The sequence below is a fragment of the Chryseobacterium sp. 22458 genome, assembly GCF_052044975.1.
Classification (GTDB): domain Bacteria; phylum Bacteroidota; class Bacteroidia; order Flavobacteriales; family Weeksellaceae; genus Chryseobacterium.
Map to the genome: position 1 here is coordinate 390,315 of NZ_JBQEOA010000003.1, position 16,885 is coordinate 407,199.

The 16,885-nt window shown below is 38.1% G+C and carries 15 protein-coding genes; 5 read left to right on the plus strand and 10 right to left on the minus strand.

Going from position 1 to position 16,885, the window contains the following annotated elements; genetic code table 11:
- Positions 1-42: 42 nt before the first annotated feature.
- Genes rodA through ACTJJF_RS12675 form a run of 5 tightly spaced genes read right to left on the minus strand, consistent with a single transcriptional unit; the run spans position 43 to position 5,715 of the window.
- Positions 43-1,272, minus strand: a complete 1,230-nt coding sequence (gene rodA, locus ACTJJF_RS12655) for a rod shape-determining protein RodA (RefSeq protein WP_440699881.1) — start codon at positions 1,270-1,272, stop codon at positions 43-45.
- Complete coding sequence (locus tag ACTJJF_RS12660; protein ID WP_440699882.1) at positions 1,269-3,311, minus strand: peptidoglycan D,D-transpeptidase FtsI family protein; 2,043 nt, start codon at positions 3,309-3,311, stop codon at positions 1,269-1,271. The genes rodA and ACTJJF_RS12660 overlap by 4 nt, the downstream gene beginning before the upstream one ends.
- Positions 3,308-3,814 carry a rod shape-determining protein MreD gene (locus ACTJJF_RS12665; RefSeq protein WP_312297199.1) on the minus strand — a complete coding sequence of 169 codons (507 nt, stop codon included), beginning with the start codon at positions 3,812-3,814 and terminating at the stop codon, positions 3,308-3,310. Before ACTJJF_RS12665 ends, ACTJJF_RS12660 begins: the two co-directional genes overlap by 4 nt.
- A complete protein-coding gene (gene mreC, locus ACTJJF_RS12670) occupies positions 3,807-4,661 on the minus strand; it encodes a rod shape-determining protein MreC (RefSeq protein ID WP_312297201.1) in 855 nt (284 codons plus the stop codon). The genes ACTJJF_RS12665 and mreC overlap by 8 nt, the downstream gene beginning before the upstream one ends.
- 28 nt (positions 4,662-4,689) lie before the next feature.
- Complete coding sequence (locus ACTJJF_RS12675; RefSeq protein ID WP_002982450.1) at positions 4,690-5,715, minus strand: rod shape-determining protein; 1,026 nt, start codon at positions 5,713-5,715, stop codon at positions 4,690-4,692.
- A gap of 410 nt (positions 5,716-6,125) precedes the next feature.
- On the opposite strand from ACTJJF_RS12675, the gene hemA reads away from it, so the two are divergent.
- The 5 genes from hemA to ACTJJF_RS12700 all read left to right on the plus strand — a co-directional run bounded on the left by hemA (position 6,126) and on the right by ACTJJF_RS12700 (position 10,395).
- Positions 6,126-7,400, plus strand: coding sequence for a glutamyl-tRNA reductase (gene hemA, locus ACTJJF_RS12680; protein WP_312297203.1), 1,275 nt, complete (start codon positions 6,126-6,128; stop codon positions 7,398-7,400).
- Positions 7,387-8,295, plus strand: a complete 909-nt coding sequence (hemC, locus tag ACTJJF_RS12685) for a hydroxymethylbilane synthase (protein WP_440699883.1) — start codon at positions 7,387-7,389, stop codon at positions 8,293-8,295. Before hemA ends, hemC begins: the two co-directional genes overlap by 14 nt.
- 66 nt (positions 8,296-8,361) lie before the next feature.
- The gene (locus ACTJJF_RS12690; protein ID WP_440699884.1) at positions 8,362-9,045 is read left to right on the plus strand and encodes a uroporphyrinogen-III synthase; all 684 of its coding nucleotides are present in this window, start codon (positions 8,362-8,364) and stop codon (positions 9,043-9,045) included.
- 49 nt (positions 9,046-9,094) lie between these two features.
- Positions 9,095-10,126, plus strand: coding sequence for a uroporphyrinogen decarboxylase (gene hemE / locus ACTJJF_RS12695; protein WP_089692984.1), 1,032 nt, complete (start codon positions 9,095-9,097; stop codon positions 10,124-10,126).
- A 146-nt stretch (positions 10,127-10,272) separates the two neighbouring features.
- The gene (locus tag ACTJJF_RS12700) at positions 10,273-10,395 is read left to right on the plus strand and encodes a GNAT family acetyltransferase (protein ID WP_065400077.1); all 123 of its coding nucleotides are present in this window, start codon (positions 10,273-10,275) and stop codon (positions 10,393-10,395) included.
- Between the two features lie 56 nt (positions 10,396-10,451).
- Here the strand turns inward: ACTJJF_RS12700 and ACTJJF_RS12705 are convergent, their stop codons facing one another.
- The 5 genes from ACTJJF_RS12705 to ACTJJF_RS12725 all read right to left on the minus strand — a co-directional run bounded on the left by ACTJJF_RS12705 (position 10,452) and on the right by ACTJJF_RS12725 (position 16,434).
- Positions 10,452-11,672: an aminotransferase class V-fold PLP-dependent enzyme gene (locus tag ACTJJF_RS12705; protein ID WP_440699885.1), complete on the minus strand. Its 1,221-nt coding sequence runs from the start codon at positions 11,670-11,672 to the stop codon at positions 10,452-10,454.
- Positions 11,673-11,903: 231 nt separating this feature from the next.
- On the minus strand, positions 11,904-12,551 hold the full coding sequence (locus tag ACTJJF_RS12710) for a 50S ribosomal protein L25/general stress protein Ctc (RefSeq protein WP_440699886.1): 648 nt from the start codon (positions 12,549-12,551) through the stop codon (positions 11,904-11,906).
- Positions 12,552-12,607: 56 nt separating this feature from the next.
- The gene (locus tag ACTJJF_RS12715) at positions 12,608-13,546 is read right to left on the minus strand and encodes a ribose-phosphate pyrophosphokinase (protein WP_047098691.1); all 939 of its coding nucleotides are present in this window, start codon (positions 13,544-13,546) and stop codon (positions 12,608-12,610) included.
- 85 nt (positions 13,547-13,631) lie between these two features.
- Positions 13,632-15,188, minus strand: a complete 1,557-nt coding sequence (locus ACTJJF_RS12720) for a G-D-S-L family lipolytic protein (RefSeq protein ID WP_440699887.1) — start codon at positions 15,186-15,188, stop codon at positions 13,632-13,634.
- A gap of 10 nt (positions 15,189-15,198) precedes the next feature.
- A complete protein-coding gene (locus tag ACTJJF_RS12725; protein ID WP_312297217.1) occupies positions 15,199-16,434 on the minus strand; it encodes an OmpP1/FadL family transporter in 1,236 nt (411 codons plus the stop codon).
- Positions 16,435-16,885: the final 451 nt, after the last annotated feature.

A 16,885-nucleotide genomic window follows, 5' to 3' on the forward strand; every position in this document is an offset into this window, starting at 1 on the left:
AATTTTACACCAAAAATACATATTATCAAGTAGATATAAAAGTTATACCAAACTATTCTTATCCGAATAATTAAGTTTAAAGAAAATAAAGGTCATCATAGAGAAAGCTAATAAGGAACTACCTCCGTAGCTAAAATACGGCAAAGGAATCCCTACCGTCGGGAAAAGCCCCATAACCATCCCTAAATTGATTGAAAAGTGCATCAGCAGAATTGATGCAAAACAATATCCGAATACACGGTTAAAAGTAGATTTCTGTCTCTCCGCCAGATAGTAGATCCTTCCTATATAGATCATATAACAGAGAATAAGTGCTGCACTGCCTGCAAACCCCCATTCTTCTCCTACCGTACAGAAAATATAATCGGTTTCCTGTTCAGGAACGAATTTACCCTGGGTTACCGATCCTTCACGATATCCTTTACCTGTAAGACCTCCGGAACCAATTGCTGTTTTCGAATACAATAAGTTATAACCCGATGTATCTCTGAATGCTTTCTCTCCTTTGTAAAGAACCTCAATTCTTTCTCTCTGGTGCTTCGGAAGCTTCTCCAGAATATAAGGTGAGCCAAATGCCAGCCCACACAACAAGAGAACTGATCCGGCAATTCCGGAAATGGTAATAATATCCCAGGACATTCTATGATAGTTCATAGCGATCAAAACACCTGCGATCAACAAAACGCTCACCGCAACATATACAGGTGGTATCGCCAATGCAATAAGAAAAACAGCTGCAAAAATAAACCCTATCCCAAATAAAAGGCCGCTTAAACCTTCTCTGTAAAGGGCAATAAAAAATGCAATAAATACCAGCATAGATCCCACATCCGGAATCATAAGAACCACTGCAGCAGGGATTCCGATAATAGCTAATGCTGTCAGCAGGGATTTTCTGTTTTTAAGGTTAAAATCCGGGCTTGATACATAATTCGCAAGCATCAATGCGGTACCGATCTTTGCAAATTCAACGGGCTGCATGGTGAAGCTTCCGAACTTATACCAGTTCTTCTGCCCCAGAATCTCTTTACCAAACGGGAATAATCCTATCAGTAAAAGAACTCCGCCTATATAAATGATGCCGGCCATATTCTCGAAGAATTTACTTCTTCCTACAAATATGATCAGCCCTACAAATAATGAAATACAAAAGAAAATCAATTGCTTTTCTCCTAATTTCTGGTCAACACTGTAAATATTTGCAATGGCAAAAATGCAAAGCAGGAAATACAGCCCAAGGCCCAACTTATCTATTCCTTCAGTCCATTTCATTGTTTTGCCGGTTTTTTAGCAGTGTTATTATTTTTTGTTTCTTCTTCTATTCTTTTCTTCAGCTTGGCCTTCTGTTGTTTTACAAAGTCAAGGCTGTCCTGCATTCTTTTACGTTTGACCGAATCCATTTTAGGATCAACATAAAGACCTTTACGTTTCAGATCCACTACCCATTGCCTTTTATATTCAGGCATAAAGCTCGCTGTGGTCATTTTTTTGTAAAGATTTTCTCTTTTCAGATCTCCTGTGATATATTTTTCAGCGATCACTGTACAAGCTGGTCCTGCCCAAGTTGCACCAAACCCGGCATGTTCCATTACCGCAGCAACAACAATTTTAGGTTTGTCTGCAGGAGCAATCAGTACAAAAATCGAGTTATCCTTTCCTTGTGGAACCTGTGCTGTACCTGTCTTTGCCAACTGAGTAAAGTCATTGGATTTCAGACTTCTCGCCGTTCCTCTTAGAACCACCGCTTCCATTCCTTTCAATACCGGCTCGAAATGCTTGGCATCTACCAGGGTTTTATGTTTTACCTTAAACCTTGGGTCCGGATTGGCTTTTCCATCAATCGCTTTAACGATGTGAGGCGTATAATACCAGCCCTTATTAGCAATGGCCGCTACGAAATTGGCCATCTGTAAAGGAGTAAGCATGACATCTCCCTGCCCCATTCCGTTAAAGACAGCTCCTGTAGCTAAAGGATCCCAGTTTTTATAATCTTTTGTTGAACCGCTTGCCTTAAGAATAGATTTCATTCTTTTCTCATAAAACTCTCCGCTCGGAATTCTTCCTTTTGCTCCCGAAGCCAGGTCGTTATTTAAGAATTCCCCAACCCCGAAACTGTTCATGATCTTTTTCCATTCGTCAACTCCTTTTGAAGGATTTCCAGGATATTTATTCATGATCGCCAGGTAAGCATGCGAGAAATAACAGTTACTGGAAACCTGAATTGAAGGAATCAGAGGATCAGCTCCACCGTGTCCTTTAATTCTTAATCCTTTATAATAGAATCCGCCTCCACACGGGAAAATTGTTTTTTCATCCATTACCCCCATCTGCATTCCTGCAAGTGCCGTCAGCAATTTAAATGTAGATCCGGGAGGATATGCTGCCTGAACAGATCTGTCAAACATAGGTTTGTTCTCATACAGCGTATCTTTATTCAGGGTATAAATATTCTTGGATTTATAAGGTCCTGTAAATAAATTAGGGTCAACATCAGGGCCAGTAGCCAACGTTAAAATCTCACCGTTATTCGGGTCAATGGCAACAATCGCACCATGCTTATTGACCAGCATTTCTTCAGCCATTCTCTGAAGATCGTAATCAATGGTAAGGGTAACATCTTTCCCTGTAATAACATCTTTGTCAAGGGTACCGTTTTTATAGGAACCAATATTACGGAGTCTGATATCTTTTTGGATATATTTCACTCCTTTTACCCCACGAAGCTCTTTTTCATAAGATTTTTCCACACCTTTTTTTCCGATAAAATCACCAGGCAGGTAATAAGTAGAATCTTTTTTAATCTCCGGGTCATTTACCTCACTGGTATATCCTAAAAGGTTACCGGAAGTGGAAACTTCGTACTGGCGCTGTGGACGCTGTACAATATTAAAAGCAGGATATTTGAAGATGATTTCCTGGACTCTTGCAATATCTTCCCTGCTGAGGTCTTTCAGGAAAGTCATAGGGGTCAGCTTGGAATAATATTTTTCTTTTTTGATAAAATTGATCCTGTTGATGAAATCATTTTTAGAAATCTTCATCAGGCTGCAGAACCCAAGGGTATCAAAATCCGGCTTCATCAAAGCCTGTGTAAACGAAACTTCGTAGGCCGGCTGATTTCCCACCATGATTTTTCCATTCCTGTCAAAAATTACCCCACGCTGCGGGATGATATATTCAGTTTTAATGGAAGTATTGGCTGCATTTAATGCATAACGGTCTGTAAACAACTGCAAATACGCAAGCCTCGCCACAAAAATAAGGGCGATAGCAACGAGAATGGAAAAAATTTTAAAATAACGTGTGTTCAAACTTTTTGTTTGATTTTAAATATTAATGCGTAAATAACTATAAAGATAAATGAAATTACACTGGTCACCAACACATTAAATAATATTTCAAAAAATCTGCTGAACTTAAAGAACTCAATATACTGTACTAAAAGCTGATGCAGAAAAATACTTGAAAATAAAAACAGCAAAAACTGCGCCCATTGAAGGGACTGAAAAGAAAAAAAGTCTGTAGAGGTATCTGTAGAGGTCCTGAAAATCAATGTCCTGAAATAAGCAATCAAGGTTGTTGCAAATGCATTGATCCCCCATGAATAATGAAACCCGTCAATAGTAAGACCTATTAAAAAACTTAGGGCCAGGAATTGAAATTTATTTCTGAAAAAGGGATAGAACATGACAAATACAGGATATAATACCGGTGTATATTTCCCGAAAACGGTAATCCTGTCCAATACAACAATTTGTAATGCGACAAGGAAGATCATAATCAATATGTCGGTAAATAAAGTCCTGCTAATCATTTTCTTTTTTTATTACAGCCTGCATAGTATCCTGAATCTTCTGCACTTCTGCCTTTTTAAGATTCTTTACTACGTATACTTTATTCAACGATCCCATTTTTTCGCTCAGCTCAACTGAGATGTCCCAGAATCCGGTTTTATTGTCTACAGAATATCCTGCAATAGTACCGATTGTAACCCCTTTCGGGAAAATAGCTGATTTTCCGTCTGTTACTACGGTATCTCCGATCTTTAAGGCTACATATTTCGGGATATCCGCAAGGTGCATCACCCTGGAGTTATCTCCGTTCCATGTTAAAGTTCCAAAATATCCTGAATTTTTCAGTGCGGCATTAATTCTGATCTTGCTTACACTCAGCACAGACTGAACCAATGCATAGCTATCTGTAGAATTGATTACGATTCCTGCGATTCCTTTAGGAGCCATTACCCCCATTTGAGGGAACACTCCGTCTCTGCGGCCACGGTTGATCGTAAAATAATTGTTCCTTCTGTTGATACTGTTAAAAACAATTTCTCCATCTACAAAAGTATAGATCTGACCGCCCCCAATAGTATCATGAACTCTTTTGAAGACCGGAACTTTTGTCCCGTCTTTTCCATAAAGCTCGGCCATAAGGGCTTTATTCTGCACTACAAGATCTTCATTGATCTGCTTAAGTTTCAGATAGGAAACCCCCTCATCAATATATCCGGAAACCCAGGAATTTACGGCAGCTGTCTGGCCCGCTATCCAGGATCTCTGCATGGCATTTCTGGAGAATATGAGAACCAGAGCAATAATTTGCAGGAATATAAAGAAGACGAAAAGAGTATTCTTCGAAAATAATCTCAGCAAAAATCCCATTCAGATATATCGTCGTAAAAGGTTAAAATTATTTAATTAAGAAATTGAATTTATCCATATTCTTAAGTGCAATCCCTGTTCCGCGAACAACAGCTCTCAACGGATCTTCCGCTACAAATACAGGAAGACCTGTTTTTTTGTGGATTCTGTCTGCAAGACCTCTTAATAATGCACCACCTCCGGCAAGATAAATACCTGTTTTGTAAATATCAGCAGCAAGTTCCGGCGGAGTAAGTGAAAGAGTTTCCATTACGGCATCTTCAATTCTGATGATTGATTTGTCTAATGCACGGGCAATCTCTTTATATCCCACCATAATTTCTTTAGGCTTCCCAGTGATCAGGTCTCTACCTTGTACCGGGATATCTTCGATGTCTACATCAAGATCTTCAACTGCAGAACCTACTTCAATTTTGATTCTTTCAGCAGTTCTTTCTCCGATATAAAGGTTATGGTGTGTTCGTAAGTAATAAGCAATATCATTGGTAAATACGTCGCCTGCAATCTTTACGGATTTGTCGCAAACGATACCTCCTAAGGCTACTACAGCAATTTCCGTAGTACCACCACCTATATCAATGATCATATTCCCTTCAGGCTTTTGTACGTCGATCCCCACCCCTATGGCAGCAGCCATTGGTTCGTAGATCAATCTTACTTCTTTTGCGTTTACTTTCTGAGCAGAGTCTCTTACCGCTCTTTTTTCAACTTCAGTAATACCAGAAGGAATACAGATTACGATTCGTAATGCAGGTTGTATGAATTTACCTTTAATACCAGGAATTTTTTTGATAAACTCCTTGATCATATGTTCAGAAGCATGGAAATCAGCGATAACACCGTCTTTCAAAGGGCGGATCGTTTTGATATCCTCGTGAGTTTTACCTTGCATATGCTTAGCCTGCTCACCGACAGCAATCGGTTTACCCGATGAACGTTCAATTGCAACAATTGACGGTTGATCTATAACAATTTTATTATTATGGATAATTAGGGTATTAGCAGTTCCAAGGTCTATCGCAATTTCTTGCGTAAACATATCAAATAAACTCATATTTTTCTTCTGATTTTAAGTTTACAAAGATATAAATTTAACACTACTAAAGAAATTTCCCACCAACATTATTTGGTTAAAATTTTATTAAAATTTATAATTCTTTATTAACTTTCTGTTTAGACATTTACAGAGTTTGATTTCAACTAAAATTCATGGGGTGTTAAAATGGCGAATAAGGCCTTCAGAGAGGGCTCCAATAAAACAAAAGAAAATACAGTTGCAGCCAATATCATCAATCATTTTAACTTCTGTTTTGAAAATTAAAAAAAGAAAAACACCTGAGGCCCGAAATCCACAGGACAAGTCGCCCTTATATTTCCTCTATTGGCTTATAGTTTTTTACGATAATTATCATATACACTATCAGAGGGTACTTAATTAAAAAAAGCGTAAATTTGCGACTGCTTATGTTACAGTATTCCAACATCCATCAAACCTCCAATTTTGCCGTGCTTTCCATAAGCTACGAGAAGGCTGATGTAGAAACGAGAGGAAAATTTGCATTCTTTGATGAAAACATCAAAAACTTTGTTTCCCGGGTCCATCAGGAAGATCTTGGAGATGCATTTGTAGTCTCCACATGTAACAGGACGGAGATCTACACTACTTCATCCAATTATCTTCTAGTAGCGGAAGAATACTGCAAAACCATCGGAGTCAATATTACAGATTTTCTGCAGTTTGCCAATATTCTTACCAAAGAAGAGGCTTTGATCCATCTTTTCAGAGTGGCTGCCGGACTTGAAAGTCAGATTATCGGAGATTTTGAAATCATCGGGCAGATCAAAAAAGCATATAGCCGTTTTAAAAAAGAACGACAAAATTCAAATCCATATCTGGAAAGGGCCATCAATGCAGCGATCCAGATTTCGAAACGGATAAAAAATGAAACGGGAATCTCCAATGGAGCCGCTTCCGTATCTTACGCTGCCGTTCATTACATCTTAAACAGCCAGAAGAGAATTACTGAAAAGAACATTCTTCTTTTAGGGGTGGGTGAAATCGGGCAGAATACGGTTGATAACCTTGTAAAACATGTTTATCAGCCTAAAATAAAGATTGCCAACAGAACCCAGGAGAAAGCTGAAAAAATTTCTCAGAAATACAATATTCCTCACGTTGATTATTCTGATTTTGACCAGGAATTAAAAAATACAGATATTCTCATTGTAGCAACAGGAGCCAAACATCCTATCATCAACCGATCTCATTTCCCGAACGGGAAAGAAACACTGGTGATCGATCTTTCTATTCCGCACAACGTTGAAAAGAACGTTACAGAAAACGAAAACGTAACACTGATTGATGTTGACGAGCTTTCAAAACAGATCCAGGAAACCATCCAGCAGCGGGAAAAAGAAATCCCAAAAGCTGAAAAGATCATCAAAGAACTGATGAAAGACTTCATTGAGTGGGAAAAAAAGAGAAAACTGGCACCTAATATTCATCATTTCAAAGCGGTTTTAAAGAATATGGAGCGCAACGAAATGCACAATTTTTATAAAAAGAATAAATACATAAACATCACGGATATGGAACTTTCTGATAAAATGATCCAGAAAATCACCAACCGTTTTGCAAAATATATCATCGATAATCCTTTAAAAGCCGAAGAAATTAGTAAATTAATGCACGAAATATTAGTTGAACAACCAAACAACGAATTCAATGAAAAGCATTAGAATCGGAACAAGAAATTCCGCACTTGCACTTTGGCAGGCTAGAGAGGTTGCGAGGCACCTTCAGAACAATAATTATTTAACGGAAATTGTTCCTATCGTTTCTTCAGGCGATAAGAACCTTAATCAGCCCTTATATTCTCTGGGAATCACAGGAGTCTTTACGAGAGACCTTGATATTGCCCTGCTGAATGATGAGATTGACATTGCCGTACATTCTTTGAAAGATGTTCCTACGCAATTACCTCAGAACATTGAGATGATTGCTTATCTTGAAAGAGATTATCCACAGGACATCCTGATCAGAAAAGAATCTGCAAGAAATAAAGAGTTCCATGAGCTTAAACTTGCTACCAGCAGTTTGAGAAGAAGAGCTTTCTGGCTGAGAAATTATCCAACAACTGATTTTTCGGATATCCGTGGAAATATCCAAACCAGACTTCAAAAACTGGAAGACGGAGATTTTGATGCTACTATTCTATCTTTGGCGGGCATCAAAAGAATGAAGATGGAAATTGATTACGAAATGCTTCCATTAATGATTTCGGCACCATCCCAAGGTGTTATTTCTGTGGCCGGTCATACTGACAAGCCTGAGATCAATGAAATTGTAAGCAAGATCAATCATCAACCTACCCAGATCTGCGTAGAAATCGAAAGAAACTTCTTAAGCACTTTAGAAGGAGGCTGTACTGCACCTATTGGAGCTTTTGCAGAAATTATCGGTGATCAGATCCGCTTCAAAGCAGCCCTTTGCTCTTTGGATGGCAAAAACTGCATTGCTGTTGATGAAAACTTCGTGTATAATTCAACAGAAAACTTTGGAGAGAGGTTTGCTAAAGTTGTTCTTGAAAACGGTGGAAAAGAATTGATGGCAGAAATCAAAAGCCAGATCTAAGAGATTAAACAATTAATTCCGGATCAGATTCTTTTAACTTTCTTTTTCATTTACTAATCTACAGACATGAAAATCTTATTTACCAAAAATATAGACCACAATATAATATCCAAAGAATTAGGAGAGGATATTGGGGTTGATTGCATTGAGGTAATTAAGACACAACCGATTATGATCAGTCCGTTTGAGCTGAAAAATTATTCTTTGATTTTCACCAGTGTCAATGGGGTGAACGCATTTTTCAAGAATCGGTTTAAGCCTAATGAAGATTTTACGGCGAAGAATTACAATAAAATTTACTGTGTAGGTGAGAAGACCAAAAGAGCACTGAGAAAACATGGTTTTGGAACTTTTAAGGTTCTGAAAAACGCTGAAACCCTTTCAAGGTTTATTATCGGGAACTGCCAGCACGAACAGTTTCTTCACTTTTGCGGAAATCTTGCGATCAATGTTCTGGATAAAGATCTCCCTCTGCAAAACATCAGCTATAAAAAAATCACTATATATAATACCGAGGAAATCAATCCTTTAATACCTGAAAAATATCATGCTGCAGTATTTTTTAGTCCGAGCGGAGTTCGTAGTTTTGCAAGGCGAAATTCCCTGGAAGGCATGAAGCTTTTTTCAATCGGGGAAACGACTTCGGGTGAGCTGAGAAATTATACTCAGAAAGCAATTTTCACTTCTGAAGAAAATACGCTGACCTCCATCTTTGAGCTGATCAGAAAGGAGTTCGGAAATAGAATTTAGAATATCTTTTGCCGTATCTGAACGGTATTATATGAGTTTACAATAGATTATGATTAAAAACGACCTATATTTAAAAGCACTTCGCGGAGAAACCGTTGAAAGACCTCCTGTCTGGATGATGAGGCAGGCTGGAAGATATCTGCCGGAATTCATTGCCCTGAGAGACCAATATGACTTCTTTACAAGATGTCAGACTCCTGAACTGGCTGCTGAAATTACATTACAGCCTATCCGCAGATTTCCGTTGGATGCAGCGATTCTTTTTTCGGATATCCTGGTAGTTCCTCAGGCTATGGGAATTGATTTCAAAATGAAAGAATCTGTTGGCCCGTGGTTGGATACCCCGATCAGAACAATGGAACAGGTTCAGAATATTGAAACTCCGGATGTGAATGATACTTTAGGTTATGTTTTTGATGCTATTGAGCTGACTCTTCAGAAACTTGACAATGAAATTCCATTGATCGGTTTTGCTGGTTCTCCGTGGACTATCCTTTGTTATTGCGTGGAAGGAAAAGGAAGTAAAGCATTTGATATTGCCAAATCTTTCTGTTTTCAGCAGCCTGAAGCCGCTCATTTGTTACTTCAGAAGATTACAGATACTACTATTGCCTATTTAAAGAGAAAGGTTGAGAAAGGAGTTTCTGCAGTACAGGTCTTTGATTCATGGGGAGGAATGCTTTCTCCTACGGATTACCAGGAGTTCTCATGGCAGTACATCAACCAGATCGTTGAAGCATTGAGTCCGCTTACCCATGTCGTGGTATTTGGAAAAGGATGCTGGTTTGCATTGGAAGATATGACGATGTCTAAAGCATCTGCTCTTGGTGTTGACTGGACGATCAAGCCAGAATTTGCAAGAACGCTTACCAATCACACCATGACCCTGCAAGGAAACTTTGATCCTGCAAGGCTTCATTCTACACCGGAGACAATTAAGAAGATGGTGAATGAAATGATCAACCGTTTCGGAAAAGACAGATATATTGCCAACCTTGGACACGGAATTCTTCCTAACGTTCCTGTAGAGAATGCAGAAGCATTCATCAGAGCAGTCGTTGACTGGAAACCGAATCTTTAAGATCTCCAATTAAGGTTTTACAACATACAAAGTCCTGTCATTGATTGACAGGACTTCTTTTTTTCATATCTACCTGAAAATAAGTTGTATTTTCAATATTATTGTATATTTATATCTGATTACAAATACTTTAAAACTATTTTAATATGAAAAAGATGACCAAAGACAAAATGAAAAAAATTATGGCAGGAGGAGAAATCTGCCTTGCATGTGCTGACGGATATCATCAGGTGATCAGGAACGGACGTTGCACCTGTGAACCGGATTAATAAAAAAAGCAGCTTTGTAGCTGCTTTAATTTATATTTTAAAAGAATAATTATTGATTAGCTCAACATTCTCTGTGCCTTTTTCACTCCTTCTACCAAACGATCAATCTCTTCAAAAGTATTATAAACGGCAAAACTTGCTCTTACCGTTCCTGCAATATTAAAGAAATTCATAATCGGCTGCGTACAGTGATGCCCTGTTCTTACAGCAATTCCCATTTTATCAAGGATCATTCCCACGTCTGAAGCAATTCCTACTCCTTCCAGATTAAATGAAACAACTCCTGTTCTCTTTGCTTTTTCACCGTATACTTTCAAACCTTCAATTTCTAAAAGCTGTCTTTGGGCATATTCCAATAAAGCATTTTCATGATTCTGAATATTTTCATGTCCTACTCTGTTCATAAAATCAACAGCTGCTCCCAAGGCAATATTTCCACCTACATTAGGAGTTCCTGCCTCATATTTAAATGGAAGCCCTGCATAAGTAGTCCCCTCAAAAGAACATGTAGCAATCATCTCTCCTCCTCCGTGAAACGGCGGCAAAACTTCCAATATTTCACGTTTTCCGTACAAGATTCCCGTTCCCATCGGAGCATACATTTTATGGCCCGAGAATACAAAGAAATCACAATCCATTTTCTGAACATCAATATCGAAATGTGGAGCAGACTGAGCTCCATCTATTACAACATAAGCATCTGTATTCTTTCTTGTTTTAGCAATAATTTCTTCAATGGGATTCACAATTCCCAGTGCATTGGAAACCTGGTTTACAGAAACAACCTTCGTTTTTTCGCTCAAAAACTGATCAAAATGATCCATCTGAAGAATACCGTTTTCATCAATAGGGATCACACGAAGTTTGGCTCCGGTTCTTTCACACAGCATCTGCCATGGGACAATATTGGAATGATGCTCAAGATATGAAATGATAATCTCATCATCTTTTTGCAGCTTTTGTGTTAAAATATAAGCAATAAGGTTTAAACCTTCTGTAGTTCCCTTTGTAAAAATAACTTCAAAATCATGTTCTGCATTGATGAATTTCTGGATTTTTCTTCTCGAAAGTTCCATCTCTTCAGTTGCCAGCTGGCTTAAGGTATGAATTCCTCTGTGAACATTGGCGTTAAGTTCTGTATAATATGCGTGACAGACTTCCAAAACCGAATTTGGCTTTTGCGATGTGGCGGCATTGTCCAGATAAACCAAGGGTTTACCATTCACTTCTCTGTCCAATATAGAAAACTGGCTTCTTATTTCCTGAATGTCAAACATTTATTTATTTTTTAAATTAAGACGTTCTTATTTAGAACTCTTCAAATTTACGGCTTTTTTTTCGAAAGGAAGCATGAGGTTGGGAACTGATACTTGTCAGTTGATAGAAATATTCAATAGCGGGTAGTGGAGAAAATGCATGATAGGAAGAGGAAGAGAAATAATTACATAGGTATAATAAAAAACCCATCAAAAAATGATGGGTTTCTATATTGTTTAAATAAGCGATTCTTATTCTGCTGCAGTTTCAGCTGCTGCTTCAGGAGCCGCACCTTCTTCAGTTGCAACTTCTTCTTCATCCTCATCATCCATTGCCGCAGCACCACCTTTCATTGCATTTCTAGACATCTTAACAGCAGCTACTACTGCGTTGTCCGGGTGCATGAAAGAATATCCTTCTGTCTTGATTCCTCCTACATAAAGTTTGTTACCGATTCTTAATGGAGTAACATCAACAACGATCTCATCTGGTAAGTTAGCAGGAATAGCTTTTACTTTCAATTTTCTGAAAGACTGACGTAAAACACCACCAGCTACAACACCTTTTGCACGTCCTGTAATTCTTACCGGAACTTCCATGATCACTGGCTTATCGTCAGATAACTGATAGAAGTCGATGTGAAGAATTTTGTCTGTAATTGGGTGGAACTGAATATCCTGAAGAACAGCTGGGATTGTTTTTCCGTCAACTTCAATAGATACCGTGTGTGCTTCAGGAGTGTAAACTAATCCTTTGAAAGCTCTCTCTTCAGCAGAGAAGTTTAAAGGTGCATCACCTCCATAAACAACACAAGGAACTAATTCAGCATCACGTAAAGCTTTTGTAGACTTTTTGCCCACGCTTTCTCTTTTTGTACCTTGAATTGTAATAGATTTCATTTTATAAAAATTTAAAAAATTGTTCTTAATTTAATTTGCAAATCATTTAAAATCAATTAAATAACAAACTTGCTACTGATTGATTTGTGCTCATGAACCATGGTCATAACGTCTGCAAATAACGGGGCGCAAGATAGCACTTTTATTTTAGATGACAAATTATTTTTAACAGGAATTGAGTCAGTTACAATAACTTCCAGAATTTTTGAATTCTCAATATTCTCGTAAGCCTTTCCTGAAAGCACTCCGTGAGTTGCCATTGCTCTTACTGTTTTTGCACCTTTTTCAATAAGGATATCTGCAGCTTTACAAAGCGTTCCTGCAGTATCGATCATATCATCAATAAGAATTACATTCTTACCTGTAACATCCCCGATAAGGAACATTTCTTCTACAACATTTGCTTTTTTTCTTTCCTTATAGGCAATTACTACTTCTGCACCAAGGTGACCTGCATAGTTTTTCGCTCTTTTTGCACCTCCCATATCCGGAGAAGCAATTGTAAGGTTGTCAAGATTTAAAGATTTGATATAATCAACGAAGATCGTAGAAGCATATAAATGATCAACCGGAATTTCGAAGAATCCCTGAATCTGATCTGCGTGAAGATCCATTGTCATCACTCTTGTTGCACCTGCTGCTGTAAGAAGGTTGGCAACTAACTTAGCACCGATCGGCGCTCTTGGTTTGTCTTTTCTGTCCTGTCTGGCAAGTCCGAAGTAAGGGATTACAACGGTAATGCTCTTTGCAGAAGCTCTTTTCGCTGCATCAATCATTAGAAGAAGTTCCAATAGATTGTCTGCAGGAGGGAACGTAGATCCAATCAGGAAAACTCTTCCTCCTCTCACAGATTCGTCCAAAACAGGCTCAAATTCTCCATCGCTGAACTCCTGAAAGTTGATTTTTCCTAATTCTTTCCCATAACTCTGGGCAATTTTCTCTGCCAAGTCCCTGCTGGTTCTTGTACAAAATAGATAACTTAACTGATCGGCCATTTTTACTTTTTAAAAGATTTTGCAAATTTAAAAAAAAACCACAAGATTTACTCCTGTGGCTTCTAAGTTTTTATTTTATCAATTATTATGGAAGTTTAACTCCTGAATATTTATTCGGGTCTACCTGTGGTAAAGAGGAATTATACCCGGCATTGATCGCCTTAATAAATTCATTGGCAATAACACCATATCCTCTACCTGTTAAGTGAACACCATCTAAAGAGAATGCCCCTCCTGATACAAATTTAGCGGTATATTTTACTCCATCCCAAACGATTCCTGAATTGCTGGAAAGTTCTTTTAATTTAGCATTTGCATCTACAAAAGCATATCCTTTTGCAGTAGCCGCAGCTTTAATTGTAACATTATAAGCATCAATTGCACTGTTGATCTCTGTAATTTCAGACGGAACCAAAACATATTTATCTGCAAACGGATAAGCTACTCCTCTAGCTCCAAGAGATGCCGGAATTCCCGGAGGAAGTGTTTCAAGTGTACCAATAGCAGCTTTTGTTGTCAAAGGAATAAGATCTCCTGCTTTTGCCTGTCTTGCCTGTCCGTAAGTAGCACCAAGGTAAACAGAAAGAGCCACTAAAGTCGGATTTCCGGAACCTGCCGCTGCCGCTGTGATTTGTGCTCCTAAATTGGTAATACTTTCATCTTTAATCAGCAATGGGTTGGCTGCAGTTTTAGAAAGCGGTTTAATTCTGTCACCAGCACCAAGAGCCGTTAAGATCTGGCTTAAAGGTCCATATACGTTCTTATTCAGATCATCAATTGTAGCTTCACCTACAGCAACATTTCCTTTTCCTAAAACAGCTGCTGTCAAAGGATTTGTAGGAATCGTAGTTAAAGCAGGAACAGAAGTTACACTTGGAATATTGGCAATTACTCCTTTAGCATTAGTACTTGCAATCTGATCAATCAGCATATTATAATATTGGGCAAACTGTGCCGGAGGTGTCAATGTTTCTACTGAACTGTCTGCACCAGCCAAAGCATATAATAAAGCATCATTATTCCCAATCCATAATGAGAAGAACGTAGGGTTCTGTTTTTTAAAGTCTGCAATTACAGAAGTATTGGGCTCAGATGCAAATCTTACAAAATAAGGATTCGCTGTTTTCGGACCAACTCCCTGAACATTTCCATAACCAGGGGCCAATAAATGAGCCACTTTAGCTCCCGGAACACCAAGGTTATTAAAAGGACCGGAAAGCACTGTGTTTACAACTGTTGTTGCTACGTTACCATTGGCATTATCCAGCTCAGGACTTCCATCAACAAAGCCTTTAATATAAAGTTTTGTATTGGCAATCTGTAAAGTAGATGTTGGCGAAGTTGCCAGAATAAGGCCTCCGTTATTATCCGCCATTAAAGGCTGTTTGAATTCTCCTCCACCCACTAATTTCATCTGCTGGGCGATCATTGACGGATAAGATTCATTCTGTCCGTCAATATAAAGAGCTCCGTCTCTATATCCGGAAGTAAGGGAATTTCCCAGGGCAACATATCTTGTAAAATCGGCGCTTCCTTTTGATACCTGAATGTCTTTCACATCAGTATCAAAATCGGTTTTACAGCTGGTTACTGTAAAAAGAAGTGCAGAAACTGCAATAGTCGATATTATAATTTTTTTCATAGTCTTTCAATTAAAAAGGGTTATAAGATAAACCTAGACCAAAGTAGAATGCAGTAGCTTTCGACTGTCCGTAAAGTCCGATATTGGCATTATTTACATCTCTGGCTTTAGGCATTGCATATCCTCCTGCCAAATCAACTCCGAACTGTTTTAGCTTGAACCCAAGTCCACCGGTAACTACAAATGTGTCATATGATGGTGTTTCAGGAATAAAGTGATCGTCAGAATAAGGAGATTCATCATAATACGCTCCCAAACGTCCATAGATTATATTAGAGAATGCATATTGGGTTCCCAATCTGAATGTTTTGGTATTTCTGAAGTTTTTAGGATTCACGAGTATTGTCGGATCTGTCTGGTTTCCAATAGGAGCATTATCAAAGTCTAATGTAAGTTTGCTGTATCGCTCCCATCCATGGTAGTTGAAGTCAGCTGAGACCAACCATTTCGGAGTTATTTTATACGTTAAACCGATAGTATATTCTTCTACCAATGGCAATGTTGCAGAGAATCCGTCCTGTCCCGCAGCATTCAGTTTCAGCAGAGAGTAAGGAGTCTGTGTAGGAAATTTGAAGGTAGCTGTTCCGTTTTTAGCTTTCATATCGATTGCTGAACGGTAGGCAATACTTACATCCAGTTTAGGATCAGGTCTGAAATAGAAACCGAATCCATACCCATGTCCGCTTGCTTTCTCATCATTGATATTCACTTGTCCGTTGAACTGTGTTACAGCCTTATCCCAGTCTACTTTTCCTTTTGCGTAGATATAGCTCGCACCGAAAGACACCCAATCTGCCAGTTTCACAGAAACCATCGGCTGGAAGTAGAAACTTTTCAGCTCCATCTTCTGTACCAGCTCTTTGCCTTCCCAATTTTCTGGCCATTTGATTGTACTTCCGAATGGTGTAGAGAAACTGAAACCTACCGAAAGTTTTTCTATTGGTTTATAAGTAATCGCTGCATAGATCGGTGTCCCTATAGGATTATCTGTTTCCGTACTTTGTAAAGTATTCAAATTTTGAAAAGTAACTTTATTACTTGCACCAAATCCTCCTGCCACTACACTCAGTTTAGAGGGGATAAATGACATACCCGCCGGGTTGAAGAATGTCACACTCGCATCTTCGGCATGGGCACTCGTATGTGCCATCGCCAACTGTTTTACCCCTTGCAGAGAAACTCTGAAGCCTCCTGCGTAAGATAGAACGCCCGCCAATAAAGCAGTTGATACCAATATTTTTTTCATAGACTATTATTATATAATCCAAATATAAAATTATTTTGAATACGTCTGTTAATATTTCCCAATATTTTAAACAATATACCAAAAGAAAACTATGTTTAAAATAGTATTTTAAACACAACAAAGGATAAATCATTCATTTTTACATCATTAAAACCCATACAAAATAATAAAGCTTAAACTGTTTAATTTTAAACAATCGTTTAACATTTATAGAAATAAGACCTGAAAAGGAAAAAAATAATAAGAAACAGCTTAAATCCGTCAAAGTGTTAAAATACAGTAAATAATTTCATAAAAAAATAAAAATCTGGCACCCTATAAAAAAGAATTGATCTTCAAAAAACAGGAATGAACCTACTGCATTGAGCCGTTAATCATCCTTCTGTATTAAAATATGGAAATGTTTTACTACGAATTCAGGTTATTTAAGTATTTTAGAATTGCATAAAGA

Bases quoted from the DNA above. Each gene is read 5' to 3' on its own strand.
- rodA (WP_440699881.1), bottom strand. From the start codon at position 1,272: ATGAAATGGACTGAAGGAATAGATAAGTTGGGCCTTGGGCTGTATTTC.
- ACTJJF_RS12665 (WP_312297199.1), bottom strand. From the start codon at position 3,814: ATGATTAGCAGGACTTTATTTACCGACATATTGATTATGATCTTCCTT.
- mreC (WP_312297201.1), bottom strand. From the start codon at position 4,661: ATGGGATTTTTGCTGAGATTATTTTCGAAGAATACTCTTTTCGTCTTC.
- ACTJJF_RS12675 (WP_002982450.1), bottom strand. From the start codon at position 5,715: ATGAGTTTATTTGATATGTTTACGCAAGAAATTGCGATAGACCTTGGA.
- hemA (WP_312297203.1), top strand. From the start codon at position 6,126: ATGTTACAGTATTCCAACATCCATCAAACCTCCAATTTTGCCGTGCTT.
- hemC (WP_440699883.1), top strand. From the start codon at position 7,387: ATGAAAAGCATTAGAATCGGAACAAGAAATTCCGCACTTGCACTTTGG.
- ACTJJF_RS12690 (WP_440699884.1), top strand. From the start codon at position 8,362: ATGAAAATCTTATTTACCAAAAATATAGACCACAATATAATATCCAAA.
- hemE (WP_089692984.1), top strand. From the start codon at position 9,095: ATGATTAAAAACGACCTATATTTAAAAGCACTTCGCGGAGAAACCGTT.
- ACTJJF_RS12700 (WP_065400077.1), top strand. From the start codon at position 10,273: ATGAAAAAGATGACCAAAGACAAAATGAAAAAAATTATGGCAGGAGGA.
- ACTJJF_RS12705 (WP_440699885.1), bottom strand. From the start codon at position 11,672: ATGTTTGACATTCAGGAAATAAGAAGCCAGTTTTCTATATTGGACAGA.
- ACTJJF_RS12710 (WP_440699886.1), bottom strand. From the start codon at position 12,551: ATGAAATCTATTACAATTCAAGGTACAAAAAGAGAAAGCGTGGGCAAA.
- ACTJJF_RS12715 (WP_047098691.1), bottom strand. From the start codon at position 13,546: ATGGCCGATCAGTTAAGTTATCTATTTTGTACAAGAACCAGCAGGGAC.
- ACTJJF_RS12720 (WP_440699887.1), bottom strand. From the start codon at position 15,188: ATGAAAAAAATTATAATATCGACTATTGCAGTTTCTGCACTTCTTTTT.
- ACTJJF_RS12725 (WP_312297217.1), bottom strand. From the start codon at position 16,434: ATGAAAAAAATATTGGTATCAACTGCTTTATTGGCGGGCGTTCTATCT.